Source organism: Algivirga pacifica (assembly GCF_039543525.1).
GTDB lineage: Bacteria > Bacteroidota > Bacteroidia > Cytophagales > Flammeovirgaceae > Algivirga > Algivirga pacifica.
On record NZ_BAABJX010000030.1, the window covers coordinates 1 to 20,949 of the forward strand.

A 20,949-nucleotide genomic window follows, 5' to 3' on the forward strand; every position below is an offset into this window, starting at 1 on the left:
TTTGGTTCGCACTTAAACTTACCACTTTTTCATGCCTTTTTCATATCGTTGCAACAAAGCCATTTTTAATTATCAATTTTTAATTAAAACAAATCATTGATCATTGAAAATTATAAAAGCTATAGCGTACCACTGACCTATTTTAGAGCTTGTTTGGAATCCAGATTTTGAGAATAAAACTTCTATAAATTGACTGAGAAAGTTCTGATTTGAGCCTAATAGTGGTTCTATTTGGGGATAATCAGGACTTTCTCAGTCAAAATTAGAGGAATTTTATTCCAAAAGATGTGGTTCCAAACAAGCTCTTAAGAGTTCAAAGTTTTTTGCTTATACAAAATTAACCGTGATAAAGTCTAATGATTTATGAGTTCAATTATTGACATTGGATGGATGGAGCTGTTTTTTAGCTTCAGCATTCTAATCATCCCTTTTGTTTTCTTCTGGAAGTTTGACATTCGGCTAACCAAAAATGTACTCATCAGTGCTGTCCGAATGGGCATACAATTAGGCTTGGTTGCGCTTTACCTGGAATGGATTTTCACCTTAAATAATCCCTGGATTAACACACTATGGGTAGGAATTATGATATTGGTCGGTGTATTGACGACTATCAGAAGAGTCGCACTCAACTGGAAAATCTTTCTAATCCCCTTAGCAATCGCAGGGCTGACGTCTGTATTTATAGTCGATGCTTTTTATCTTGGATTAATTATACAGTTAGAGTATATATTTGATGCCCGTTATTTCATCCCTATCACGGGTATGATCTTGGGAAATGCTCTCAATCATAATATTGTAGGGCTCACTACCTACATCAAAGGGTTACAAGAAAAATCTGACCTTTATTACTTCTTATTGATCAATACAAATAAACGAGAAACCGCCCTCAAGCCTTTTATCCAAGAGGCTATTATTCGCGCCCTAAATCCTATGATTGCAAGTATGTCTGTGATGGGGTTAATCTCCTTACCCGGCATGATGACTGGTCAAATTCTAGGGGGAAGTTCTCCCGCTACAGCGATCAAGTATCAGATTATGATTATGTTGGCAATTTTTGTGGGGTGCTCTCTGAATCTTTTTCTGAGTATCTTAATGATTAATCGGGTGATTTTAGATGAAAAAGACCAAATGATTGAGAAGATAAAATAGGTTTTTGTTCATATTGTTTAATTGAGCTTCGCTCGTTCATGATGTTTAGTTGTTACCTATATTTTAAACAACTAAACATCATGAACGTAGTTACGCAGTGACTACAATTAAACAATATGAACAAGAAGCTACCCTTCTATCTGTTCTCTAAAGAAGCGCTCGTAGTTGTCAATGACCTTCTCTATGGAAAAGTCTTCGAAAGCTGTTTTCCTTCCATTGGCAATCAATCGATCCTGTAGTTCTTTGTCTTTTAATAAGCGCTCTATTTGTTTTGCCAATTGCACGGCATCTCCTTCCTCGAAGAACAATCCATTCACTCCTTCCTCTATCAAGTCAATATTTCCAGCTGCTCTTGTGCCAATCACGGGTACACCTAAGGCCATTGCCTCCAATAGGGACTGAGACAATCCTTCCATATTAGAAGCCAGTACCTTAATCGTGAATAAATCATAGAAATAAAGGATTTCCTTAGCATCCACTTTTCCGGCATAAATAATATGATGAGGTACTTCATACTTGTCGGTGATCGCTTTATACTCCGGAAACTCCTCCACTCCGGCCAATAGTACCGTCAATGGTTGCTCAATATACTGAAGGGCGCTAAGTAAGTGACTTTGCTGTTTCTTACGAGACACTACCCCTATAACCACTTCATCCTTATGTATATCATAGCGTTTGCGTAACTCTTGGCTAATTTCAGGGTTTTTCAGTTCATATTTCTCGGCTGGTGTTCCATTATAAATCACCTCAATATGAGATTCAGGAAGGCCTTTCTGAACCAGCTGTTTCTTGATCTCATGCCCAACCGCTACAATTTTATCCGGCGATTTGGTATAAAACCAATTCTGCAAGAAACCACCAATACTCTCCGGTTTCTGTCTGCGGGTATGAATAATTTTTACGGGTAGGTTATAAAGCCATTTCGCAAAACCTACCGTATACCGGTCATAACTTGCCTGCGCATTGATCAGTTGAATATTATGTTCCTTAACCAAATCTCTGATATGGCGCATATTATCCAAATCCAACTTTCCTTTGAATTTCATAGGAACAAGAATAGCCTTAGAATCTTCCAGCAAGTTATAGAGTAAGGAGCCTTCCGGACACCCTACGTATACATTATGCCCTCTTTCAGCTAATCCTCTACTAAGATATGAAATGGAATTAGTAGACCCGGCCATTCCTCCCCAACAAGTAATAATTAAAATATTCATTGTTTCCGCTAACAAGTATGTTTATTCGTTCGCATGGTGTCAATTACTACAATAATAGAAGGATTTTTACACTTTTAAAGTGTCGGAATCTCCGACCAAACTACTCAAAACTCATAAATCCATTAATTTTCACTCTTTTTATAACGTTATTTATTCAAATACAGAATAGCTACCCAATAGACAACAACACACAAATGACTCATTACTAAAAAGATAGACTCAACCCATGAAAAGTATATGTTAATAAGGCTAAAAGTACCCCTCAATGAAACATTTATATATGTTCATACGTTTATATATTTGTAACTTTAAAATGGCATATTTGCCTCAGAATAGAACGATCATCTAATAAGAAAATATAGATTATGAAAAATTTGACATTAGCCGATTTCAAAGCCAACGTTCACGACTTCGAAAACAATAAAGAATGGAAATTCTTGGGAGATAAGCCTGCAATCATCGATTTCTTTGCAGACTGGTGTGGACCTTGTAAAATGCTAACTCCTGTACTAGAGGAGCTATCTCAGAAATATGAAGGGAAAATAGATATTTATAAAGTGGATACAGAAGTGGAAGAAGAGTTGTCTGCCATGTTCGGTATCCGTAGTATTCCATCTATCTTGTTTATTCCACAGGATGGGCAGCCACAAATGGCACAAGGTGCATTGCCTATGAATACCTTGGAGCAGGCAATCCAAGAAGTACTACAAGTACAGTAATCAGTTTTTAAGTGCGCAGTGAACAATGAACAGTAAAATGTGTCATTCATTCACTGCGCACTGTTCACTGCTCACTGTTTTACAGTTCTTCCTTCACCATTCCACACTTCAACATCTTATCTCCAAAGTAAGGATTTCTCACCTCCTTGGATGCGCTCAACCAGTAAGCTCCCGTGTCATTGAATGCCATTGGACAATACTGCTTATACAATGCTGTTTCTTTCTCCGTGGACTTTGCTACTAAATAGATATACTCAGATAATGTTTTGAAATGTTCTCTCTGAAGTTCTGTATCTTTTGTATCCACAATAAATTGTGCATCGGCGATAATCATCGCTACCTCACTTCCTTCTTCAGCTTCCCCCAATGCTGTTACCAGCTTAGCTGCCGCTGCACTCGCCTTAGCAGCATCCGTTGCAACCAATGCATCTTTTACTTCAAGGTAAGCGTTGATTGCTCCTTGTGCATCTTGTAGCATAATTGCCTCCTCTTCTTTTACTTCCTCCATGGCCTCATGGTCATGTCCTGCGTGAGATGCATGCATTTCCTGCTTAGCTTCTTCTTGTTTTGCATTTTCAGTATTTCCACATGATACCAACTGGAATGCTGCACCCATTACTAGTGCTACTGCGATTGTTCTCTTTTTCATTTTTTGTTTGATTTGTTTATTATCAACTGATTAAAGCATGAATAAGGGCTGCGACAATAAATAGCCCCGTACCTATCCATATAATTTTACTTTTCCATTTTTGAAACCTTGAAGGCTCCTTGGTTTGGCAACAGTTTTTCATTCTTATCTTTTGATCACGTGCTGTACTTCTCCACAGCGAAGCATCATTTCGCCGAAATAAGGATTCTTCACTTCTTCTTCCAAACTCAACCATATAGCTCCTTTATTATCAAAAGCCATAGGGCAGTATTGTTGATAAATCGTATGATCCAAGGGCTGAAATGTCACGGTCAACTGCAACATTACTTCAGAGATTACCTCAAAGTCCTTTCTTAGACTTTCGATATTCTCATGATCTGACACATACTGCAAAGGCTTCTCCATATCTTGTTTGATCTTCCCCCATACTTTTTGGGCTTTTAGGTCCAATGCATTAGTATTTACTTTATTTAATGCCTCTTTTAAGGATAACCCTGCCATTTTGGCTTTCAGAAAATCATCTGCTGCAAGCTGCTCCTTCAACTCAAAATAAGCTGTATACAGAGGTTTGAAGGTTGCCTTTGCCTTAGAGGTAATCGCAATGACTTTGATATTGTCCAATGTATTTTTCTCCCCAGACATCATACTCGGTTTCCCCGCCAGCTGAGCTGCAGCATCAATGCTAAACGTACCATGAGTCGCTATCTCTTCTCCTTCGCTTAACCCGTCCTTTAAGATATAACTATCTCCTAAGGCAGTACCTAGCTCTATCTCTCTCATCCTAAAGTATACCCCCTGCTTTTCCTCCGTTTTTACATAAACCACGGAACGTTCTCCAGTCCACATAACTGCGCTTTTGGGAATCACCAAAGCGTCTTTAGTCTGCTTTAGCGTCGCCTCTACCACTGCTGAAACAAACATCTCAGGTTTCAACTGCAGCGTTGGATTGTTGATCACCAACCTTGCCTTAGCCACCCGTGTTTGGGGATTGATAACCGGGTCGATATAGTCAATCACACCTTCAAACAGTTTCCCTGGCAAAGAGGATACCCGGATCTGTACTTTATCACCCTTGTTAACCCAAGGTAAATCTGACTCATAGATATCCAGTAATACCCACACCTTAGACAAGTCTGCAACCTGAAATAAAACTGCTCCCTCCATAACATGGTCACCTGAGTTGACCATTTTGGCAGTTACGTACCCAGCATGATCTGACAACACTGGAAAAGACTCATCAGGGGTTCCCTTCTGCAAGATACGCTCTATCTGAGCTTCCGTCAATTTCCAATTTTTAAGCTTCTCTTTTGCTGCATTAAACAACATTGGCTGGGTATCCATTATTTTCCGTGCTTCAAATAACTCTTGCTGAGCCGTAATCAACTCCGGAGAGTAAATTTGAGCAATGGGTTGGTATTTCTTAACATACTCTCCCGTAAAATTAATCATCAGTTTCTCAATCCTACCTTTGATATGCGAGGTTTGAGAATACACTCTTCGTTCATCTACTTGTACCTTACCATGGAGGTTAACCTCTTTTACTGGATGCATTCTCCCCACCAAATCGGTTTGAATATTGGCTAGTTTCATCGCTGTTGGAGACATTTTTACAGCCAAGGGGTCTCCTTTGTCTATTTCATCTTTCAAAGGGATTAAATCCATTCCGCAAATGGGGCAGTCCCCTTCCTCCGGTTGACGAATTTGAGGATGCATAGAACAAGTCCACATTGTTTCAGTCGAGTATTTCTCTATATGAGGAGTCTCTCTTGGAGTCTCTTGTATTCCGAAAATCACCCAACCTAGTAGTATACCTAAGGACAGTGTCACTACTGCTGTTACCGTGATCGTTTGTATCTTTTTCATTTTTTAGTAATTAGTGGTTGGTGTATTAGTAGTTGGTGATTGGTGATTGGTGATTGGTCGTTTTATCAGCTAATATCCCACTAAAAAACTAATCACTAGACACTAATCACGAATCACTACTAACTCCCTCCAAGAATGATAAACTCCAACTGTGCTTTCAGTACATTCCACTCTACCAGCGTTGATACCTGCTTTTTCTGAAGGAGCAATAGCTGTTGCTGTACTCTTAATACTTCCTCAAAATCTTTCCCTGAATTGCTATATGCCGTAAAGAGTAAGTTGAGTATTTGCTCTGATTCCTGAATTTGCTGCTCATACAGTACTAATAAATCCTGTTGCTGCTCCAACTGGAAATATAGTCGATGATAGTTGCCAAAAAGCTGGTTCTTCACCTCCTCCTTTTGTAGTCGATAACTCTCCGTCAGTAATTTTGCCTCCTCTTGTTGTGCCTGGTATTTCTTACTGAAAAAAGGAATAGATACGGACACCATCGGCATCCATACATCCTTTCCATTATCCGGAAGGTCCATATCATCCCGCTTACCCACCATTACATAGTCCAATCCTACTCCAAATTTCGGCAAAGCCTGTTTCTGTGCTACCTGAATACCTGCCTCGGAGGCTTTAACTTTTGCATTAATTATATCTAATACAGGGTTTCCTTCCAGAAGGGAATCTTTTGAATAATCTATTAATAAGGTCGCTTCCAACGTATCTTTTACCACGACCTCCTCTTCCCATGAACGATTCAAGATCGCATTGAAACAGCTTCTCAAAGCATTTTCTTTTTTATTCAGAATGTCCAAATTCGTCTGTGCTTCTTTTAGCATAATATCTACCCGAAGTACATCCACCATTGTACCTTTTCCATTTCTGAATTTTGTAGTCGCCAATGCCTTAAAGGACTCTAACAAAATAATATTTTCATCCTCCAGCATTTTCCACTCTTTCCATTCATAGAAAGGATAATAAGCCAGCGCTACTTGATAATATAACTGATTACGAGCATCCAAAAATTCCTGATATTTCACTTCTGCCAATGCAGCAGCCACCTCATTTTGTGCCGACAATGTTCCAAACCAAGGAAACTGTTGTGTCAAGGAAAATTTCGCTTGCTGAGGTCCTACCCTTGTCTCCACCGGAGCAAGAAAAACCCCCATCGAAAGCATAGGGTCCGGCAATGCTTTTGCTTGTGCAGCCTTCTGCAAGGAAGCTTCAAATGCCTTATAACGAGCCTGTAACCCTGGATTACTTTCTGCCGCAATACGGTAATAATCCTCCAGAGACTGTGTATGGCCTATTGGCATTCCAGCAAGTCCTAAAAGCCCAAGCAAGGTTGTTATGATTAATTTATATCGATACATGTTGTCTGTTGATGTTTTATTACCTGAAGACGATGTGGTGTTGATCACCATTTCGGCCATGCCAGTGGCATGGCCCTACGTCTTCCTTAAAGACCGTTCTTCCCTCCAGCAATAAAGTGTCGGTACAATAAAATACGTAATGGCTGCTACCAGCATACCTCCAAAAGAAGGAATCGCCATGGGTACCATGATATCACTTCCTCTTCCTGTGGAGGTCAGGATCGGCAACAAAGCAATAATCGTTGTAGCCGAAGTCATTACCGCTGGTTTGATACGACGTTGTCCTGCCTCTACCACTGCAGCCCTGATTTCCTCCAGAGAAGTCGTTTTGTTCTTAGCAAAACTTTGGTCCAAATAGGTCGCCATTAGTACGCCGTCATCCGTAGCAATACCGAACAGGGCTATAAAACCTACCCATACCGCTACACTCAAGTTTATGGTTCCCATCTGGAATAAATCCCTCATATTCGTTCCGAATAAGGAGAAGTTACCAAACCATGCTTCACCATAAAGCCAAAGCATAATAAAGCCACCAGAAAACGCCATAGCTATTCCTGTAAAGACCATCAAGGAGGTCGTCACCGACTTAAACTGAAAGTAGAGAATCAGAAAGACAATCATTAGTACCAATGGGATAATCATGGACAATCGCTTCTCTGCTCTCACCTGATTTTCATAACTACCGGAAAACTTATAGTTGACTCCTCTCGGTACAATCAAATTACCCTGATCAATCTGCGTTTGTATCGCATCACGAGCCGCATTCACGACATCCACCTCCGCTTGCCCTTCCCGCTTATCAAACAAGACATAACCTACCAAAAAAGTGTCCTCACTCTTGATCGCCTGAGGCCCTCTGATATATTGAATATTCACCAGTTGACTTAAAGGAATCTGCGTTCCTGTAGGCGTAGGTACCAATATATTTCCTACGGATTCTGGACCATCCCTTAGTTCCCTTGGGTAACGCACTCTTACCGGGAAACGCTCACGCCCCTCTACTGTTGACGTAATCTTCATTCCTCCGATCGCTGTCTCTATCGTTTGCTGTACATCTTCTACGTGCAACCCATAACGGGCAATGGCATCACGATTGATCTCCAGGTGCAAATAAGGCTTCCCTACAATACGGTCTGCAAACACCGCCTCTGCCTTTACCGAAGGCACTGTTTTCAGAACATCTTCCAGCTTTCGGCCAAAGTCCTCGATCGTCTGAAGGTCTGGTCCGTATACCTTAATCCCCATGGGAGCTCTCATTCCTGTCTGTAGCATCACCAAACGTGTTTCTATAGGTTGTAACTTAGGTGCTGAAGTAACTCCTGGAATTTTAGTTACCTTCAATATTTCATTCCAGATATCATCCGAAGAATGAATATGTTTACGCCAGTTTCTGAAATAACGTCCCTCTTCATCCGGCTGTAAAACCTTAGCAGTAATTCCTTTCTCCAATGCTTCTGCATTATCATATACCTTTCCATTGCGGGTGACAAACTTCCCCTCTTCATCTACCTTGAATCGCACACGATGTCCCATAGAGTCCAATGCATATTCAGGCTTATAGTTGATCACATTCTCATACATGGAAATAGGAGCAGGGTCCAAAGCAGACGCTACTCGTCCCATTTTCCCCACGGTTAGATCCACTTCTGGAATATTCGTCAGGAGCATATCCAATTGCCCTAAAACTGTTCTGTTATAATCTACACCAGAATGTGGCATAGAAGTAGGCATTAATAGGAAACTTCCTTCATCCAGAGAAGGCATAAATTCCTCTCCTATACCCGGAAACTCATGCGCCATAAAGGCCCATCCTTTTGAGGTACGAATATTCCATCCTACTTGATCAAATCCGTTGGCTACAAATCCAAAAATAGTGTTGAACCCCAACCAAATGAAAAGAGCTAGCACCATCAATATGGCCGGAATCGATAAGAATTTCAGTTTATTATTCAAGCACCAAAGCAGGATATCTTTGTAATAGTATTCCAATACAGAAAACAGTACCAGGATACTTCCTACGAGTAACACCACAAAAACCGTATTCCACCATAAACTATAAGAAGGTCCCAACGGAAGCCAGTACTCTGCTAATAAGATTGTTACGCCTATCACTACCACAATCAGCTCCAAATGATGGAACAAACGCTTTCTCCAACCTTCAAAAGTAACCCCTCTTTTCTCAATCCATAACTTTAATAGTAATACTCCTGTATAGATCAGTAACATCCAACCTGCCCAGGCGTATCCCATAAACAGGAATACCAAACCTGCAATCAGTAGTACCCCATGCATCATCCCTTTTTGCTCTTTGCGCTTTACCTGAAATCCAAAAAACCAGTAAGCAAGCGTAGGCAGGATTAAAAGAGAAACCAATAAGGCAGCGATCAATGCAAATGTTTTCGTATAAGCCAAAGGGCCAAACAGCTTTCCTTCTGCTGCTTCCATCGTAAATACCGGCACAAAACTCACAATCGTCGTAGAGACAGCCGTCAAAATCGCAGAAGCCACTTCTGAAGCGCCCTTGTAAATCGTTTCCTGCAAGGGTTGTCCTTCCGGAGCTTCTTCCAGATGCTTGATGATGTTTTCAGAAAGGACGATCCCTAAGTCTACCATGGTACCTATCGCAATTGCAATCCCTGATAAGGCTACGATATTGGCATCTACCCCAAAGTAGCGCATCCCAATAAAAACCATTAATACAGCAATGGGCAATAAGGCTGAGATCAACAAAGAAGCTCTCAGATTATAGACTAAGACGATCACAACCAATACGGATATCAGGATTTCCAGTGATAATGCCTCTTCCAACGTACCCAACGTTTCATAGATCAACGTAGAACGATCATAAAAAGGCACAATCGTCAACTGACTCTCTACCCCATTAGCTAATGTCTTGCGTGGAAGCCCAGGAGCAATTTCCTTGATTCTATCTTTAAGGTTATTGATCACCTGTAAGGGATTTGCACCATAACGGGCAACCACTACGCCTCCAACGACCTCTGCCCCATCCTTATCCAATAAACCTCTTCGGGTAGAAGGCCCCAAGGTTACTTTGGCTATATCCTTAATTCGGATCGGAACGTTGTCGGTCACAGCTACCACGGCTTTCTCCAAGTCTTCCACACTCTTGATATACCCCAAACCTCTGACCAGGTATTCTGCCTGATTAATCTCTATGGTTTTAGCCCCTACATCACGATTGGATTTCTTTACCGCCTGCATCACCTGATGCAATGGAATCCCATAAGTTTTTAAGGCATCTGGATTAACATCCACCTGATACTCCTGTACAAAACCACCAATAGAAGCGACTTCTGATACCCCATCGGTCGCATTCAATCCATACTTCACATAAAAATCCTGTACCGTACGAATCTCATGTAAATCCCATCCACCCGTTGGGTTTCCATCCTTATCCCTTCCTTCCAACGTATACCAAAATACTTGTCCCAAAGCAGTCGCATCAGGGCCTAAAGCGGGCTGTACCCCTTCCGGCAATAAGCCCGAAGGCAACGAATTTAGCTTTTCCAGAATACGGGAACGAGACCAATAAAAAGCAATCTCTTCCTCAAAAATGATATAGATACTGGAAAAACCGAAAATGGAAGAACTACGGATAGACTTCACGCCGGGAATTCCCAAAAGGTAAGTGGTCAATGGATAAGAGATTTGATCCTCTATATCCTGAGGAGAACGCCCTGCCCATGGAGTAAAAACGATTTGCTGGTTTTCTCCTATATCCGGAATGGCATCTACGGGCACTGGATCAGAGGGCAGCCCATCCACCTTCCACCCAAAAGGTGCTGTGATGATTCCCCATCCGATAAAACCCAGCAACAGCAAGACCGTTGCCAAACGATTTTCCAGAAAAAATCTAATTAATTTACCTAGCATATTGTTGAGGCAGCTTGCGCTGCTTATTGAGTAGTGCTTCGCACTGTTGAGTGGCACTTTGTGCCGTTGAGTTTATAAACGTATACTATTCTAAGAGTTCAGGTTTTATCTTTCTACAACAATCAAAACCTGACGTTGCTGACTATCGGTAAAATCGCTCTTAGAATTGATTGTTGTTGGGGAGGGGGAGTGGTCATCTCGGGTCAAAGAGCGATTTTATCTGTGATAATTCGTACTCTTCTTCATCCTGCAGTAGCCGATAAAACCTGAACTCTTTGACCAGATTTAATGAATCTCCTGATCACTAGTGGCTAGTCACCAACAACTGGCACCCAACACCTCAAACTATAATAGGAAAGATTGATGAAGTACATAGGCGACGTACCTCAAGAGTGGAGGAACATATTCATTAAAAGTCTGTTCCGTAGTAGGCAATGAAAAAATTGCCTGAAAAAAATGATGGATTGTAGCGACAATAATAGCGGGAGACAAAACCCATTTCAGGTCATTCCCTACTTTTACACTGTCCTCCAATTGCAATTGCTTTACAAGATCTGAACAGCAATCTGCTCTGGTAATACTTTCTTTACCATCTGTACCTTCTTCACAGTTAGCCTCCATATTTTGCATTCCACATCCAAGATGGTGGACACCCAAAGCCACCTCCGACTCTACTGCTACTTCCCCACAAAAATGGGTAGCAACAGAAAACCCGAGGTTTCCGAGCAATACGCTCATGGCTAACAATATGGATACAACTGCTTTCATAAAACAAAGGTATATCAAACCGTTCGTACTGCAATTATATAATTTTGTCTTTGATTTATAAAAATATGAGACATAAAAAAAGCCTGAGGTTTCCCTCAAGCTTACTCATCAATTATCATTTTTAAGCATCATCTCTAGAACTTGTAATAGGCCCTTGTCCTGTGATAGGACCATGTCCTGTACTCGGACCTGTAGCAGTCTTAGAGCTAAATTTACCGCTCAACTCATCCTGCTTTTGCTTAATCATGGATTTATAATTCTCTATTTTATCTCTTCCACTAACAATCTGGTGATCCAGTTCTCCTTGTAGTCTTTTGATGTCATTAGTTAATTTTCGTTGGGTTTCTGTGCCCGAATCCGGAGCCAGTAAAAGTCCAGCTACTGCCCCTATGGCTGTTCCTGCAAGAAATGCTAAAAGTGTTCCGTTCTTCATAGTTTTTGATTTGGGAATTCAGGTAAACGATTAATATAATGTAATGGGAATAAATTAGGTTACCCCTAATATACTGGTATGTACCCTAGAGTGGAACTCTTTAAGAATCATTAATATGACTTTTCCCTCCTGAAATTGCACTCCCTAAAGACTATGTAATATTCTATGAAAAATTACTTTTTTTCTCCTAAAAAATAACGCTTCAGTCTCTCCCAAAAAGTTATTTTCTTATGAATACGTATGGGGGTATCGGGTGCAACTCTCTCGATAGCTGTCTGTCTTTCGGGCTCATCTCCCACTTGCAAAGTAAAGATCAGTAAGCGTCTCAGAATAGTCTGCCTCTCTCTCCATCGTAGAAACACGCTTAAAGCCTGATCCTTTTTCTCTCCAAAAGCTTCTTGTATTTGCTCTTTTAGGTGCTCTAGTGACTCTTTTATCTGTACTACCGTCCACCCCTTTCTTTTAGCCAAAGCTGGAATATCCAGTTGCTGACCATATACCTGTTCCAATAATTCCAGTTCCTCTTCCGGCAATCTTTCAAAGAAATCCTGTACTTCGGTATCAAATGAATTAAAATCTGTCTCGCTTTTCTGGATGTCACAAATCTCCTCATAATGGACAAATCCCTCTTTGGGAGTAACCCCAGACTGCCAAAACATACAGGAATAAAGATAAGATGACAACGTTATATTGCTTGGGAGCTCCCATTTCTCTCTCCGAAGTTTCTGAGCCATATCCGTCACTACTTTTTGCCAAAGGGCTTCAATCGCTGCATCTTCCCAATCATGATGAAACAACATATAATAAGCAGGAGTATAATAATCTCTATACAGTCTACTTAAAATACGGTCTTCTCCTTTACTTAAGCCATGAAGAATACGGATATCTGGGAGTAATACTCTTTTTTTCATAAATGGTTGAGGGATTGATAAGACATCTTCTCTACAAAATTATACGAAAAAACATGAATCATCCCATATTAACAAATGGCTTAGCTTTCTGAGAATTCATCACTTTACAGCTATCTCAAAAGCCCTTTATGAGCTTCTTCATTTTTTCCTTGCCATCGTGGCCCGGATGAAAAACGAAGCAAAAAAATCAAGGCTTTGAAGAATTTACCTAATTTCTAATCGCAAAAGCTAAAACCATTACATGGCGTATTCAACTCGCTGCGCTCAAACAATGGAATTTTCTTAACGCTTTTACGATTAAAAATTTTAACGGCAATTCTTCAAGGCCATTTTTAGATATATAAAGGCACTTTTTAAAGAAAAAATATGAGCCACCCCTTAAATGTTAATATGGGATGACTCATCCATTAAGAACTTGCTTGAAACAAGCTCTAAGTCATTTCAATACTATTTGCAAAACAACAACCATTTTTAACAGGCTTTCATCTTATTTATGAATATCCTGAAAAATATAAACAGGCATTTCTAAATGATTCACTAAATCACGGCTTGGACAGCCATCAATCAATACGGCTAATCCTTCTCTTGATTTCGTTGCAATCGCAACAATGGCCGTTTCCGGATTAGACTCAATATATTTTCTTACACCTTCTTCTACTCCATAAGCAGAAACCATATGTACCGCAAAATGCTCTATTTCGTTATGCTCCATCAAATGCTTGGCCCTTTGATGTACCTCCTCTGTGGTCATTGTACTGCTTGGACGTTCGATCTTCAGTAAGTTCACTTTTGCTCCTAGTACTTCTTGCATTACTTTAATGTAAGGCAATGGTTGATCCAACTGCTTCAAATCATTCACCACCACAATCTCAGAAATCGCTAAAGCATCACGATTACATTTCAGAGACAATACCGGTACTTCTGACTTAATTGAGATATATTCTGTTAGAGAGTTCGTGAAAATCTCCTTAATACCAGAGTTTCCTTCTGTACCCATAATCACCAAATCAGCCCCTTGCTGTTTGATTACCTGCAGGATAGATTTAGAACAGCTATGTCCATAAATAGATACAGACTCTACCTTTACCTCACTCTCCCCTTTCCAATCTTCCAGTCTTTTAAGATTATCAGCTCTCTGCTCACGGATTTTATCTACATCGACTTCATTGTTGGAAGCTAAATCTCCTTCATCATTCAGAAGAACATCCGCAGATACTTCTGTTACGCGTAATAAAACAATTGTAGAGTCAAATGCCTTGGCAATTTTAGTAGCAAAACTATAAGCATCGTGTGCTAAGGGAGAAAAATCTACAGGGACTAATATTCGTTTCATGTTAATTAAGTTTTTTAGTGCTCGTCGTAGTATTCTGATTACAGTGTAAATAAAACACTTACTTTTTGATAAAGTAGTGACTTTGATCACACAAATGAAAATATGTTCATTTGTTACTTTAACTATGAGTGATACTAAAAAAAGCCACCCTGAAACAGGATGGCTTTTTCACCTTTAAAGCATTATGTATGTATGGTTTATACATAGTATCATTGGATGTCATGAATCGTGCTACAATTTCATCCGTCAATCAACACATTTAATTTTTCGTTCTCGTATTATCTACGTGATCAATTATGCCATGTTACCCCAGTTTCCGGCATTATAAACTTCTTCGATTCCTGAACGTTGCAGGATACTCATAGCCTGTCCGGCACGGTTACCAGACTGACATACCAAAATAATTGGCTTATTATATTTCTTGATTTGATTCACCTTGGAAGCCACTTCCTGCAATGGAATATTAATAGATTTTGGCGCATGTCCATGTTGGAATTCCATTGGTGAACGAACGTCGATAATCTTAGCGCCTTTCGCTAAAAGTTCTGAATAATCCACTTGTGGTGCTGCTCCGAATAGTCTACTTAGAAAATCCATGGTTTATTTTATTTGGTTTATCAATAAATCTATTTTCTCCTAATGAAATGACAAACGCTTATTTTGAAGTGAAGGCTGGGCAACTTCCAGCAAGTTGCCCTGGCCACATTCTTATCACAAAACTATAACGAATAAACGTTCATCGACATCTTGAAGCTTTATTGCTCTTTGATGATGAAACAAATGTAGTAGGTGAAGGGTGAAACAAGTGTAACTAAACTCACACTGTTAACTACAGCCCCCTTGAATCTTTTTCTTCTTCACGATACGAATGACCGGTTTCTGCTTCAACTTCTCTGCAATGGCCGGTAGTTCCACTCTCGCCTTACTTCTAAAGCGGTGGTTGAACTGTTCCTGTAAACCAGCAGAAGCTTGCAGTTCATAAGGCATCATGATCGTTTGGTAGAATGCTTCTGTAGAAGCATCCAATATGTATACATTAGGATAATTCAGTTCCTTAAGAATATAGGCCGCACTCTTGGCTTGCTCCGGATGATCTGCATAAATCACATTAATCTTGGAAGGCTTAGACAAGGTCACCTCGTATTTTCTATCCTGTAACTCTTCCAATGGAATATTGAAAGAGGTAGGGATGTTTTGAGCATCAAACGCTTCTTTGGAGCGAACATCAATCACGTTCATCGCACTGTCTTGCTTCATAATTTTATAAGCCAGTTTATCCGGCGTATAATAAGCAAAATCATTTTGCTCCAATTGCTTTTGATCGTGGGCAGCCGTAAATAAACGCTCCTCCTTGTCTGGTGTAAAGAAAATCACTAGAGCTGGAATAATCATCACGACTCCAAATGCCAAGTATTTTTTGTTGACGGTTTTTAATGTTACCGCTTCCTTCCCATTGACACGCTGCTGTATATAGTACGTCATCACAAAGGCACCCAATGCTACGAGAGTAAGTATTACAACATACACTTCCTTGGACAATCCAAGCACCTCAAAAGAAGTCAATGGGCCCATGGCTTCTGCAGCGTAGATTCCCTTTAACAGAGGGAACATTTCTCCATAAACAAATACTCCCAGTATCGCACCACCTACGAAAATCATCGCATCAATACGGCCAATCACGGCCCCTACAATACTGGTGCCGGGACAAAATCCCCCAATAATAAAGCCTAGTCCCATTACGGCTCCTCCAATCATTGCAGAATAAAGGAAGGTTGGGTTTACATAAATCAAGCTGACATCCAACCATCCCAGTTTCCCTAGAATGGTAATGCCCAACATGGCCGTAATACCGGCGGTAAAAAATACTCTCAGTACGGTAAAATCATATCCGTAAAATACCCCTGCCAATTTTTTGGTGGAAGAAAACCCTGCCTGTTCCAAAGTATATCCAAAGCCAAAACCTACGACAATGGCCACCAACAAGTTGATATCGTTATTGATCAAATCAGGTACTAAAGGTGCTACCATGATAGTCTATTGTTTATAGTTCTTTAATTTATTTAAAGCCATAATCTTCTAAAGAAGTAGGCCATCATATACCCTCCTCCGAAGATAAAGAGCATCGTCAGGATACCACCGGCAGACATCACCGCCATACCACTCAAGGCCGAGCCACTGGTACATCCTCTACCTAACTGTGAACCTATACCGAATAACATCCCCCCGATAATTGCGGCAATCACACGGGTACGTTTGGTGATATTCGGTCCTTTCTCAAACTTAAGCTTCATCCTTCCAGAAGCGATCCCCGAAAAAGCGGCACCCAGTACCACCCCGATCACCTCAAACACCAACCAGCTTTTCATCGGTCCTCCATCTTCATGGGCCGCCGCATAGCTGGCATAATAAGGCACTTCATTATAACGCTCAGGAGCTACCTCCGACATGGTTTGCATCACCACACTCTTCAAGGCACCACTGGCTCCTAGTCCTCTTCCTGAGAGGTATACTGACCCAACCAGCACCATTCCTAGTATAATACCGGCCAGATAAGGGTTCATGTATTTTTGTTCTTTGTTCATCTTGTATACGTTTATCGTTGAATCGTTGAATCGTTGAATCGTTGAATTGAGCTTCGCTTCATTACATGACGTCTCAATTCGAGTTGAATTGTTGGTTGATCTCCGTAAAAATTCAACTCGAATCGAGATGCTATGTAATGGAGCTTCGCTCCATTCAACGACTCAACAGAGCGTATTAAGCGTTTACCGTTTGTTTTTTGCTTTGGCTAACTTTCTCCTCAGAAGGTACTTCATGCTCATCCTCCAAGGTTTCATACCCTGTGATCATGGCCTTAATATTTTCAGTCAGTGTAACTCCCGTTGTCGTCATATAAACGTGAATGATCACAAACTGCACCAACAGGTAAGCTCCCAAGGTATGCCAGAAAGCCAAACTATCCAGACTAAACCACTCCAGCGTATACACTTCACCTTCATACATAAAGCGGTAAAGCATATATAGTATACCGGAAAAGACCATGACCGGAATAAATACCAGTTTCAGTCCCAGGTAAGTGATTACCTGCAAAGGGTTCATCTTACGTCTTACCGTTTTATGGACCGGGTGTGGTGCTCCATGGAAGATCCCATAAGTATAGTACCTGATCTGCTCCAATAACTTATGGTAAGTTGGAATGTATTGCTTCCACTCCCCAGTAACGAAATGCCAGAAGATCGCAAAGACAATCAATACCATCAGCAAGATCGCCGACACATTGTGTACCTGTACGGCATTATCAAACCCCAATACAGAGAAGCTTCCGTGAATCTCAAACCCTGTAAAGGCCAGAAGGGTAATCAGTGCCGCTTGGGCCCAGTGCCAGAATCTTTCAAATCGTTTATAGATATATACTTGCTTTTTCATCCTCTTTGTCTTCTAAAGTAAAACATGATCCTCACGGTTGCATGGACACTGATTCCCAACAAGGACAAGATGATCAGCCATGTACCCATCGTATCCAAATCATTGTCGTTGTCTCTTCCCGGCATATAGAAACCTTCCAGACTAGCCAGTCTACCATCTGCTGAGCGTGTATGACACTCCTGACAGCTCACACTCTTCTCTTTAGGAGAGATCATATGGTTCAATGGCCAGTACATTTCGGTATTTGCGAAGGCTACTTCTCCACTGAACGGCAAGCCTAGTTTCTCTTGTCCAATTTCAGAAGCTTTTACCCAATCAAAGTCTGTCCAAAATGCTCCGGATCCTTTCTCGGGATTATAAGTGTAAGGTTGAATTAGAATTTGATGTACTGGATCATATGGTTGCTTGGCACGGTGGACTTTCACCGGAATAATCTTACCGTCAGCATAAGAACCATGAAGGGTATTCACCTGAATAGGGGCTAACGTATCTACCTTATCCCCCAATACATAATGATCTGCCGTACCGTTAAAGAATACATACTCCGGTTTTACATTCTTTTCCCAAGTAAATGAGCCCTTAATAGAAAGGTAATCATGATTTCCGTCTGCGTCCTCCGTATGGTATGGCTTACCGTCTTTCAGCTTACCTGCTGTTGACCAGTCCCAGGTCATTTTGGTGGCATTTTCTTTCGCATATTCCGGAATATGACACGTTTGACAAGCAATCTTCTCCGTGTGTGTATTCAGCATCGCCTGATTATGCACCGGTCCACTGTGACAGTCTTCACAAGATGCTCTATTGGTATTCTCCGAAGAAACAGAATACATTTTACCTTTCATTTGGTGGTTCTCTGTGGTATGACATTCTGTACAGCTCATATCGCCACCATCAAGACCCATATGGACGTCCAGTTCGCGGTCTCCGTCCAGCTGTGCCATTTCCAAATCACCGTGCTTCACGTTGTTACCACCTCCACTAAAGAAGTGACAAGTACCACAGTTGGCACGAGTAGGAGTTCCTACGCCTTGTGCAATCTCCGTAAGGTTTACGTTTTCATGGGGCTTACCCCAGCCTCCATTTTTCACATACTCGTCACTACCATTATGACAAGCCAAACAATCTACATTTTCTTCTTTGGCGAAAAACTTGTTATTCTTCTGATAGTTATAGCCTACGTGACACTTGGCACAAGCCTGCTCATTTCCAGTTGCCCCAATACAGAAGTTATTTAATAGGTTTTTCTTTCCCAGGTAAGTCACCCCTCTTCCTTCAATATACTCTTCACGCTCCCAGTTCCAGTGGTTGGACTCCATCACCTCTTTGTGGCGCTCCTGATGACAACTAATACAAGCTTTAGTCACCTCCTCTGGACGGTCAAATTCTTGCTGCAGTACCTCAAATTTGCTATGATCTACCACAGATTTCTTTTCTTTCTTTAACTGCTCCTTCAACTTACTGACTTTCTGTTCTGCCTTAGAAGCGCCCATATCTTCCCAGAAGAGATGAAAAACTGCTACCACCAGCACATTGATCAGAATGACAATGGCTATATTTTTTTTCATGCTAACACCTTTAATTCTTTGTCATATCTTTATATGAACAAATGTATATATGTTTAGAATTGTAAATATTGATGTGCATCACCAAAAAAAGGGTATTATGATTTATTCAATAGTTGATAGAACTATTTAAATAAACGTTTTTAATGGAAAGAAGGAGGATAAGGAAGGTTTGTCTACCTACTAAAAAAGGTTAGCTATTTTTAGCTAACCTTTTTTAATATTTAAGCATCACACTGCCAAACCGATTATTAAATAGGTGTACGGGTGTAAACATGAATCATCCCTTAAATGTTAATATGGGATGATTCATGTCTACAAAACAAAGCTGTTAAGGAAGGAAAGATAGTCCTTTCTTATTCTTGTAAATCATATATTTCTCCAAGAATACTTTGCCTACATCATTCAATACATTAGGGACCATAATGGCAAATTGTCTTGGTCTAAAGAACTTATTGGCAAAGATATAGACCTCCTTATTCCCGGCATCCATCACGCACATGGCTGGAATATCACCAAATCCTTTCTCTACAAACTTGTCCTTTCCATTAATCATATTCGCGATGTTTTGTGCGGCAATCTTACCGGTTACATCACTTGGGTATCCTGTTTTAGGAACACCGAATGGAGTAGACTCACATTTAAAAGGAGCCTTTACCTGTACGGCCAACCCTGCAGCAAATACATTTTTGTATTTAATATGCTGATACCCATCGTTGGTTTCTACAAACCCTTTGTCATCGATCAGCTCAGGAGAGTTGAGCATAGCATCTGCTCCTGTGAATGGAGGCATTAGCATAGCCATTTTATAAGGTAATACCTTACCATTTTTCAAGGTGATTTTGTCTTTCTCAATCTTCTCTATAGAAGCATCTGTTACAAAGTTGATGTTAAACATCTTCATAAAAGAGCTTAGCATCGTTTCCGCCCCGGTCATACCATCCATACCAAAGTGTCCCAGGTAAGGCTCAGGAGTCAACCAGGTAATTTCTACCTTGTCCCTTACCTTGTGTTTTCTGAGGGTTTTCTCCAGATTGAAGAGGTACTCATAGGCCGCCCCCATACAGCTTGCTCCTTGTGTAGCTCCTACGACAACAGGACCGGGATCTTTCACCAGTTCCTTAAACTTGTCATATGCTTTCTCCGCATACTTAGGAATCACAATATTCTCTATCATCCCTGCCTCTGGATGCAGGTTCTCCAAGATATCAAACTTCAATTTCACCCCTGTGGTAGAAATCACGTAATCATAATCCAGTATACCGTGCTTTTCGGTATGTACCTGGCTGTTTTCAGCATCTACTCGAACAGCAGCATCCTTGATAAAGCCCACCTTTTTCTTTTCCAGCACCTTGCGAATATTGAAGGTAATATCCTTCACTTTTCTTCTACCAAAAGGTACCCAGATCAAAGATGGTACATAAAGAAAATCCTCAGTAGGGGAAACTACTGTAATCTTGTGTTCTTTCCCCACTTTCCTTCTGAGCTCCAGTGCCGCAGTTACTCCGGCAAAATTACTTCCCAAAATAATGGTGTGTGCCATAGTAGTCCTGTTTTGTGATGAATAACTTATTGATTACACTCTGAATTTATGTAAACAGATCTTAATGAAGTGTAACAATTATCACATAACAACCTATAGGGATTGGAGGCTATTTAATGAC

The 20,949-nt window shown here is 40.7% G+C and carries 17 protein-coding genes; 2 read left to right on the forward strand and 15 right to left on the reverse strand.

Translation table 11 applies throughout. The features are described 5' to 3' along the window. The first annotated feature begins 363 nt into the window (after window positions 1–363). Window positions 364–1,149: an ABC transporter permease gene (locus ABD985_RS10070; RefSeq protein ID WP_345371398.1), complete on the forward strand. Its 786-nt coding sequence runs from the start codon at window positions 364–366 to the stop codon at window positions 1,147–1,149. A gap of 128 nt (window positions 1,150–1,277) precedes the next feature. Here ABD985_RS10070 and ABD985_RS10075 read toward each other — a convergent pair whose 3' ends face one another. Beyond that, window positions 1,278–2,363 (reverse strand): glycosyltransferase family 4 protein, encoded by a 1,086-nt coding sequence (locus tag ABD985_RS10075; protein ID WP_345371401.1) that lies wholly within the window; start codon window positions 2,361–2,363, stop codon window positions 1,278–1,280. A gap of 365 nt (window positions 2,364–2,728) precedes the next feature. On the opposite strand from ABD985_RS10075, the gene trxA reads away from it, so the two are divergent. Continuing rightward, window positions 2,729–3,082 (forward strand): thioredoxin, encoded by a 354-nt coding sequence (gene trxA / locus ABD985_RS10080; RefSeq protein ID WP_345371402.1) that lies wholly within the window; start codon window positions 2,729–2,731, stop codon window positions 3,080–3,082. A gap of 79 nt (window positions 3,083–3,161) precedes the next feature. Here trxA and ABD985_RS10085 read toward each other — a convergent pair whose 3' ends face one another. The 14 genes from ABD985_RS10085 to ABD985_RS10150 all read right to left on the reverse strand — a co-directional run bounded on the left by ABD985_RS10085 (window position 3,162) and on the right by ABD985_RS10150 (window position 20,828). Further along, the gene (locus tag ABD985_RS10085) at window positions 3,162–3,731 is read right to left on the reverse strand and encodes a DUF3347 domain-containing protein (RefSeq protein WP_345371404.1); all 570 of its coding nucleotides are present in this window, start codon (window positions 3,729–3,731) and stop codon (window positions 3,162–3,164) included. Window positions 3,732–3,875: 144 nt separating this feature from the next. After that, window positions 3,876–5,594 (reverse strand): efflux RND transporter periplasmic adaptor subunit, encoded by a 1,719-nt coding sequence (locus ABD985_RS10090; protein WP_345371405.1) that lies wholly within the window; start codon window positions 5,592–5,594, stop codon window positions 3,876–3,878. 119 nt (window positions 5,595–5,713) lie between these two features. Continuing rightward, window positions 5,714–6,928 carry a TolC family protein gene (locus ABD985_RS10095; RefSeq protein WP_345371407.1) on the reverse strand — a complete coding sequence of 405 codons (1,215 nt, stop codon included), beginning with the start codon at window positions 6,926–6,928 and terminating at the stop codon, window positions 5,714–5,716. A gap of 105 nt (window positions 6,929–7,033) precedes the next feature. Continuing rightward, on the reverse strand, window positions 7,034–10,852 hold the full coding sequence (locus ABD985_RS10100; protein WP_345371408.1) for an efflux RND transporter permease subunit: 3,819 nt from the start codon (window positions 10,850–10,852) through the stop codon (window positions 7,034–7,036). Between the two features lie 345 nt (window positions 10,853–11,197). Continuing rightward, window positions 11,198–11,620, reverse strand: coding sequence for an HYC_CC_PP family protein (locus ABD985_RS10105; protein ID WP_345371410.1), 423 nt, complete (start codon window positions 11,618–11,620; stop codon window positions 11,198–11,200). A gap of 121 nt (window positions 11,621–11,741) precedes the next feature. Continuing rightward, window positions 11,742–12,053, reverse strand: a complete 312-nt coding sequence (locus tag ABD985_RS10110; RefSeq protein ID WP_345371412.1) for a YtxH domain-containing protein — start codon at window positions 12,051–12,053, stop codon at window positions 11,742–11,744. A gap of 173 nt (window positions 12,054–12,226) precedes the next feature. Beyond that, entirely contained in the window at window positions 12,227–12,964 is a 738-nt protein-coding gene (locus tag ABD985_RS10115) for a hypothetical protein (protein WP_345371414.1), read from the reverse strand. 487 nt (window positions 12,965–13,451) lie between these two features. Continuing rightward, window positions 13,452–14,297, reverse strand: a complete 846-nt coding sequence (locus ABD985_RS10120; RefSeq protein WP_345371416.1) for a universal stress protein — start codon at window positions 14,295–14,297, stop codon at window positions 13,452–13,454. 294 nt (window positions 14,298–14,591) lie between these two features. After that, window positions 14,592–14,894: a rhodanese-like domain-containing protein gene (locus ABD985_RS10125; protein ID WP_345371418.1), complete on the reverse strand. Its 303-nt coding sequence runs from the start codon at window positions 14,892–14,894 to the stop codon at window positions 14,592–14,594. A 228-nt stretch (window positions 14,895–15,122) separates the two neighbouring features. Next, complete coding sequence (locus ABD985_RS10130; protein WP_345371420.1) at window positions 15,123–16,325, reverse strand: rhodanese-like domain-containing protein; 1,203 nt, start codon at window positions 16,323–16,325, stop codon at window positions 15,123–15,125. A 32-nt stretch (window positions 16,326–16,357) separates the two neighbouring features. Then, entirely contained in the window at window positions 16,358–16,879 is a 522-nt protein-coding gene (locus ABD985_RS10135) for a YeeE/YedE thiosulfate transporter family protein (protein WP_345371422.1), read from the reverse strand. Window positions 16,880–17,054: 175 nt separating this feature from the next. Continuing rightward, window positions 17,055–17,723, reverse strand: coding sequence for a cytochrome b/b6 domain-containing protein (locus ABD985_RS10140; protein ID WP_345371424.1), 669 nt, complete (start codon window positions 17,721–17,723; stop codon window positions 17,055–17,057). Continuing rightward, window positions 17,720–19,288, reverse strand: a complete 1,569-nt coding sequence (locus ABD985_RS10145; RefSeq protein WP_345371426.1) for a tetrathionate reductase family octaheme c-type cytochrome — start codon at window positions 19,286–19,288, stop codon at window positions 17,720–17,722. Before ABD985_RS10145 ends, ABD985_RS10140 begins: the two co-directional genes overlap by 4 nt. A gap of 328 nt (window positions 19,289–19,616) precedes the next feature. Continuing rightward, complete coding sequence (locus tag ABD985_RS10150; RefSeq protein WP_345371428.1) at window positions 19,617–20,828, reverse strand: NAD(P)/FAD-dependent oxidoreductase; 1,212 nt, start codon at window positions 20,826–20,828, stop codon at window positions 19,617–19,619. Between the last annotated feature and the right edge of the window lie 121 nt (window positions 20,829–20,949).

Excerpts from the sequence above, each read along its gene's own strand:
- ABD985_RS10150 (WP_345371428.1), bottom strand. The coding sequence starts at position 20,828 with ATGGCACACACCATTATTTTGGGAAGTAATTTTGCCGGAGTAACTGCG.
- ABD985_RS10075 (WP_345371401.1), bottom strand. The coding sequence starts at position 2,363 with ATGAATATTTTAATTATTACTTGTTGGGGAGGAATGGCCGGGTCTACT.
- ABD985_RS10100 (WP_345371408.1), bottom strand. The coding sequence starts at position 10,852 with ATGCTAGGTAAATTAATTAGATTTTTTCTGGAAAATCGTTTGGCAACG.
- ABD985_RS10090 (WP_345371405.1), bottom strand. The coding sequence starts at position 5,594 with ATGAAAAAGATACAAACGATCACGGTAACAGCAGTAGTGACACTGTCC.
- ABD985_RS10115 (WP_345371414.1), bottom strand. The coding sequence starts at position 12,964 with ATGAAAAAAAGAGTATTACTCCCAGATATCCGTATTCTTCATGGCTTA.
- ABD985_RS10085 (WP_345371404.1), bottom strand. The coding sequence starts at position 3,731 with ATGAAAAAGAGAACAATCGCAGTAGCACTAGTAATGGGTGCAGCATTC.
- ABD985_RS10140 (WP_345371424.1), bottom strand. The coding sequence starts at position 17,723 with ATGAAAAAGCAAGTATATATCTATAAACGATTTGAAAGATTCTGGCAC.
- trxA (WP_345371402.1), top strand. The coding sequence starts at position 2,729 with ATGAAAAATTTGACATTAGCCGATTTCAAAGCCAACGTTCACGACTTC.
- ABD985_RS10135 (WP_345371422.1), bottom strand. The coding sequence starts at position 16,879 with ATGAACAAAGAACAAAAATACATGAACCCTTATCTGGCCGGTATTATA.
- ABD985_RS10125 (WP_345371418.1), bottom strand. The coding sequence starts at position 14,894 with ATGGATTTTCTAAGTAGACTATTCGGAGCAGCACCACAAGTGGATTAT.
- ABD985_RS10120 (WP_345371416.1), bottom strand. The coding sequence starts at position 14,297 with ATGAAACGAATATTAGTCCCTGTAGATTTTTCTCCCTTAGCACACGAT.
- ABD985_RS10145 (WP_345371426.1), bottom strand. The coding sequence starts at position 19,288 with ATGAAAAAAAATATAGCCATTGTCATTCTGATCAATGTGCTGGTGGTA.
- ABD985_RS10105 (WP_345371410.1), bottom strand. The coding sequence starts at position 11,620 with ATGAAAGCAGTTGTATCCATATTGTTAGCCATGAGCGTATTGCTCGGA.
- ABD985_RS10110 (WP_345371412.1), bottom strand. The coding sequence starts at position 12,053 with ATGAAGAACGGAACACTTTTAGCATTTCTTGCAGGAACAGCCATAGGG.
- ABD985_RS10130 (WP_345371420.1), bottom strand. The coding sequence starts at position 16,325 with ATGGTAGCACCTTTAGTACCTGATTTGATCAATAACGATATCAACTTG.
- ABD985_RS10070 (WP_345371398.1), top strand. The coding sequence starts at position 364 with ATGAGTTCAATTATTGACATTGGATGGATGGAGCTGTTTTTTAGCTTC.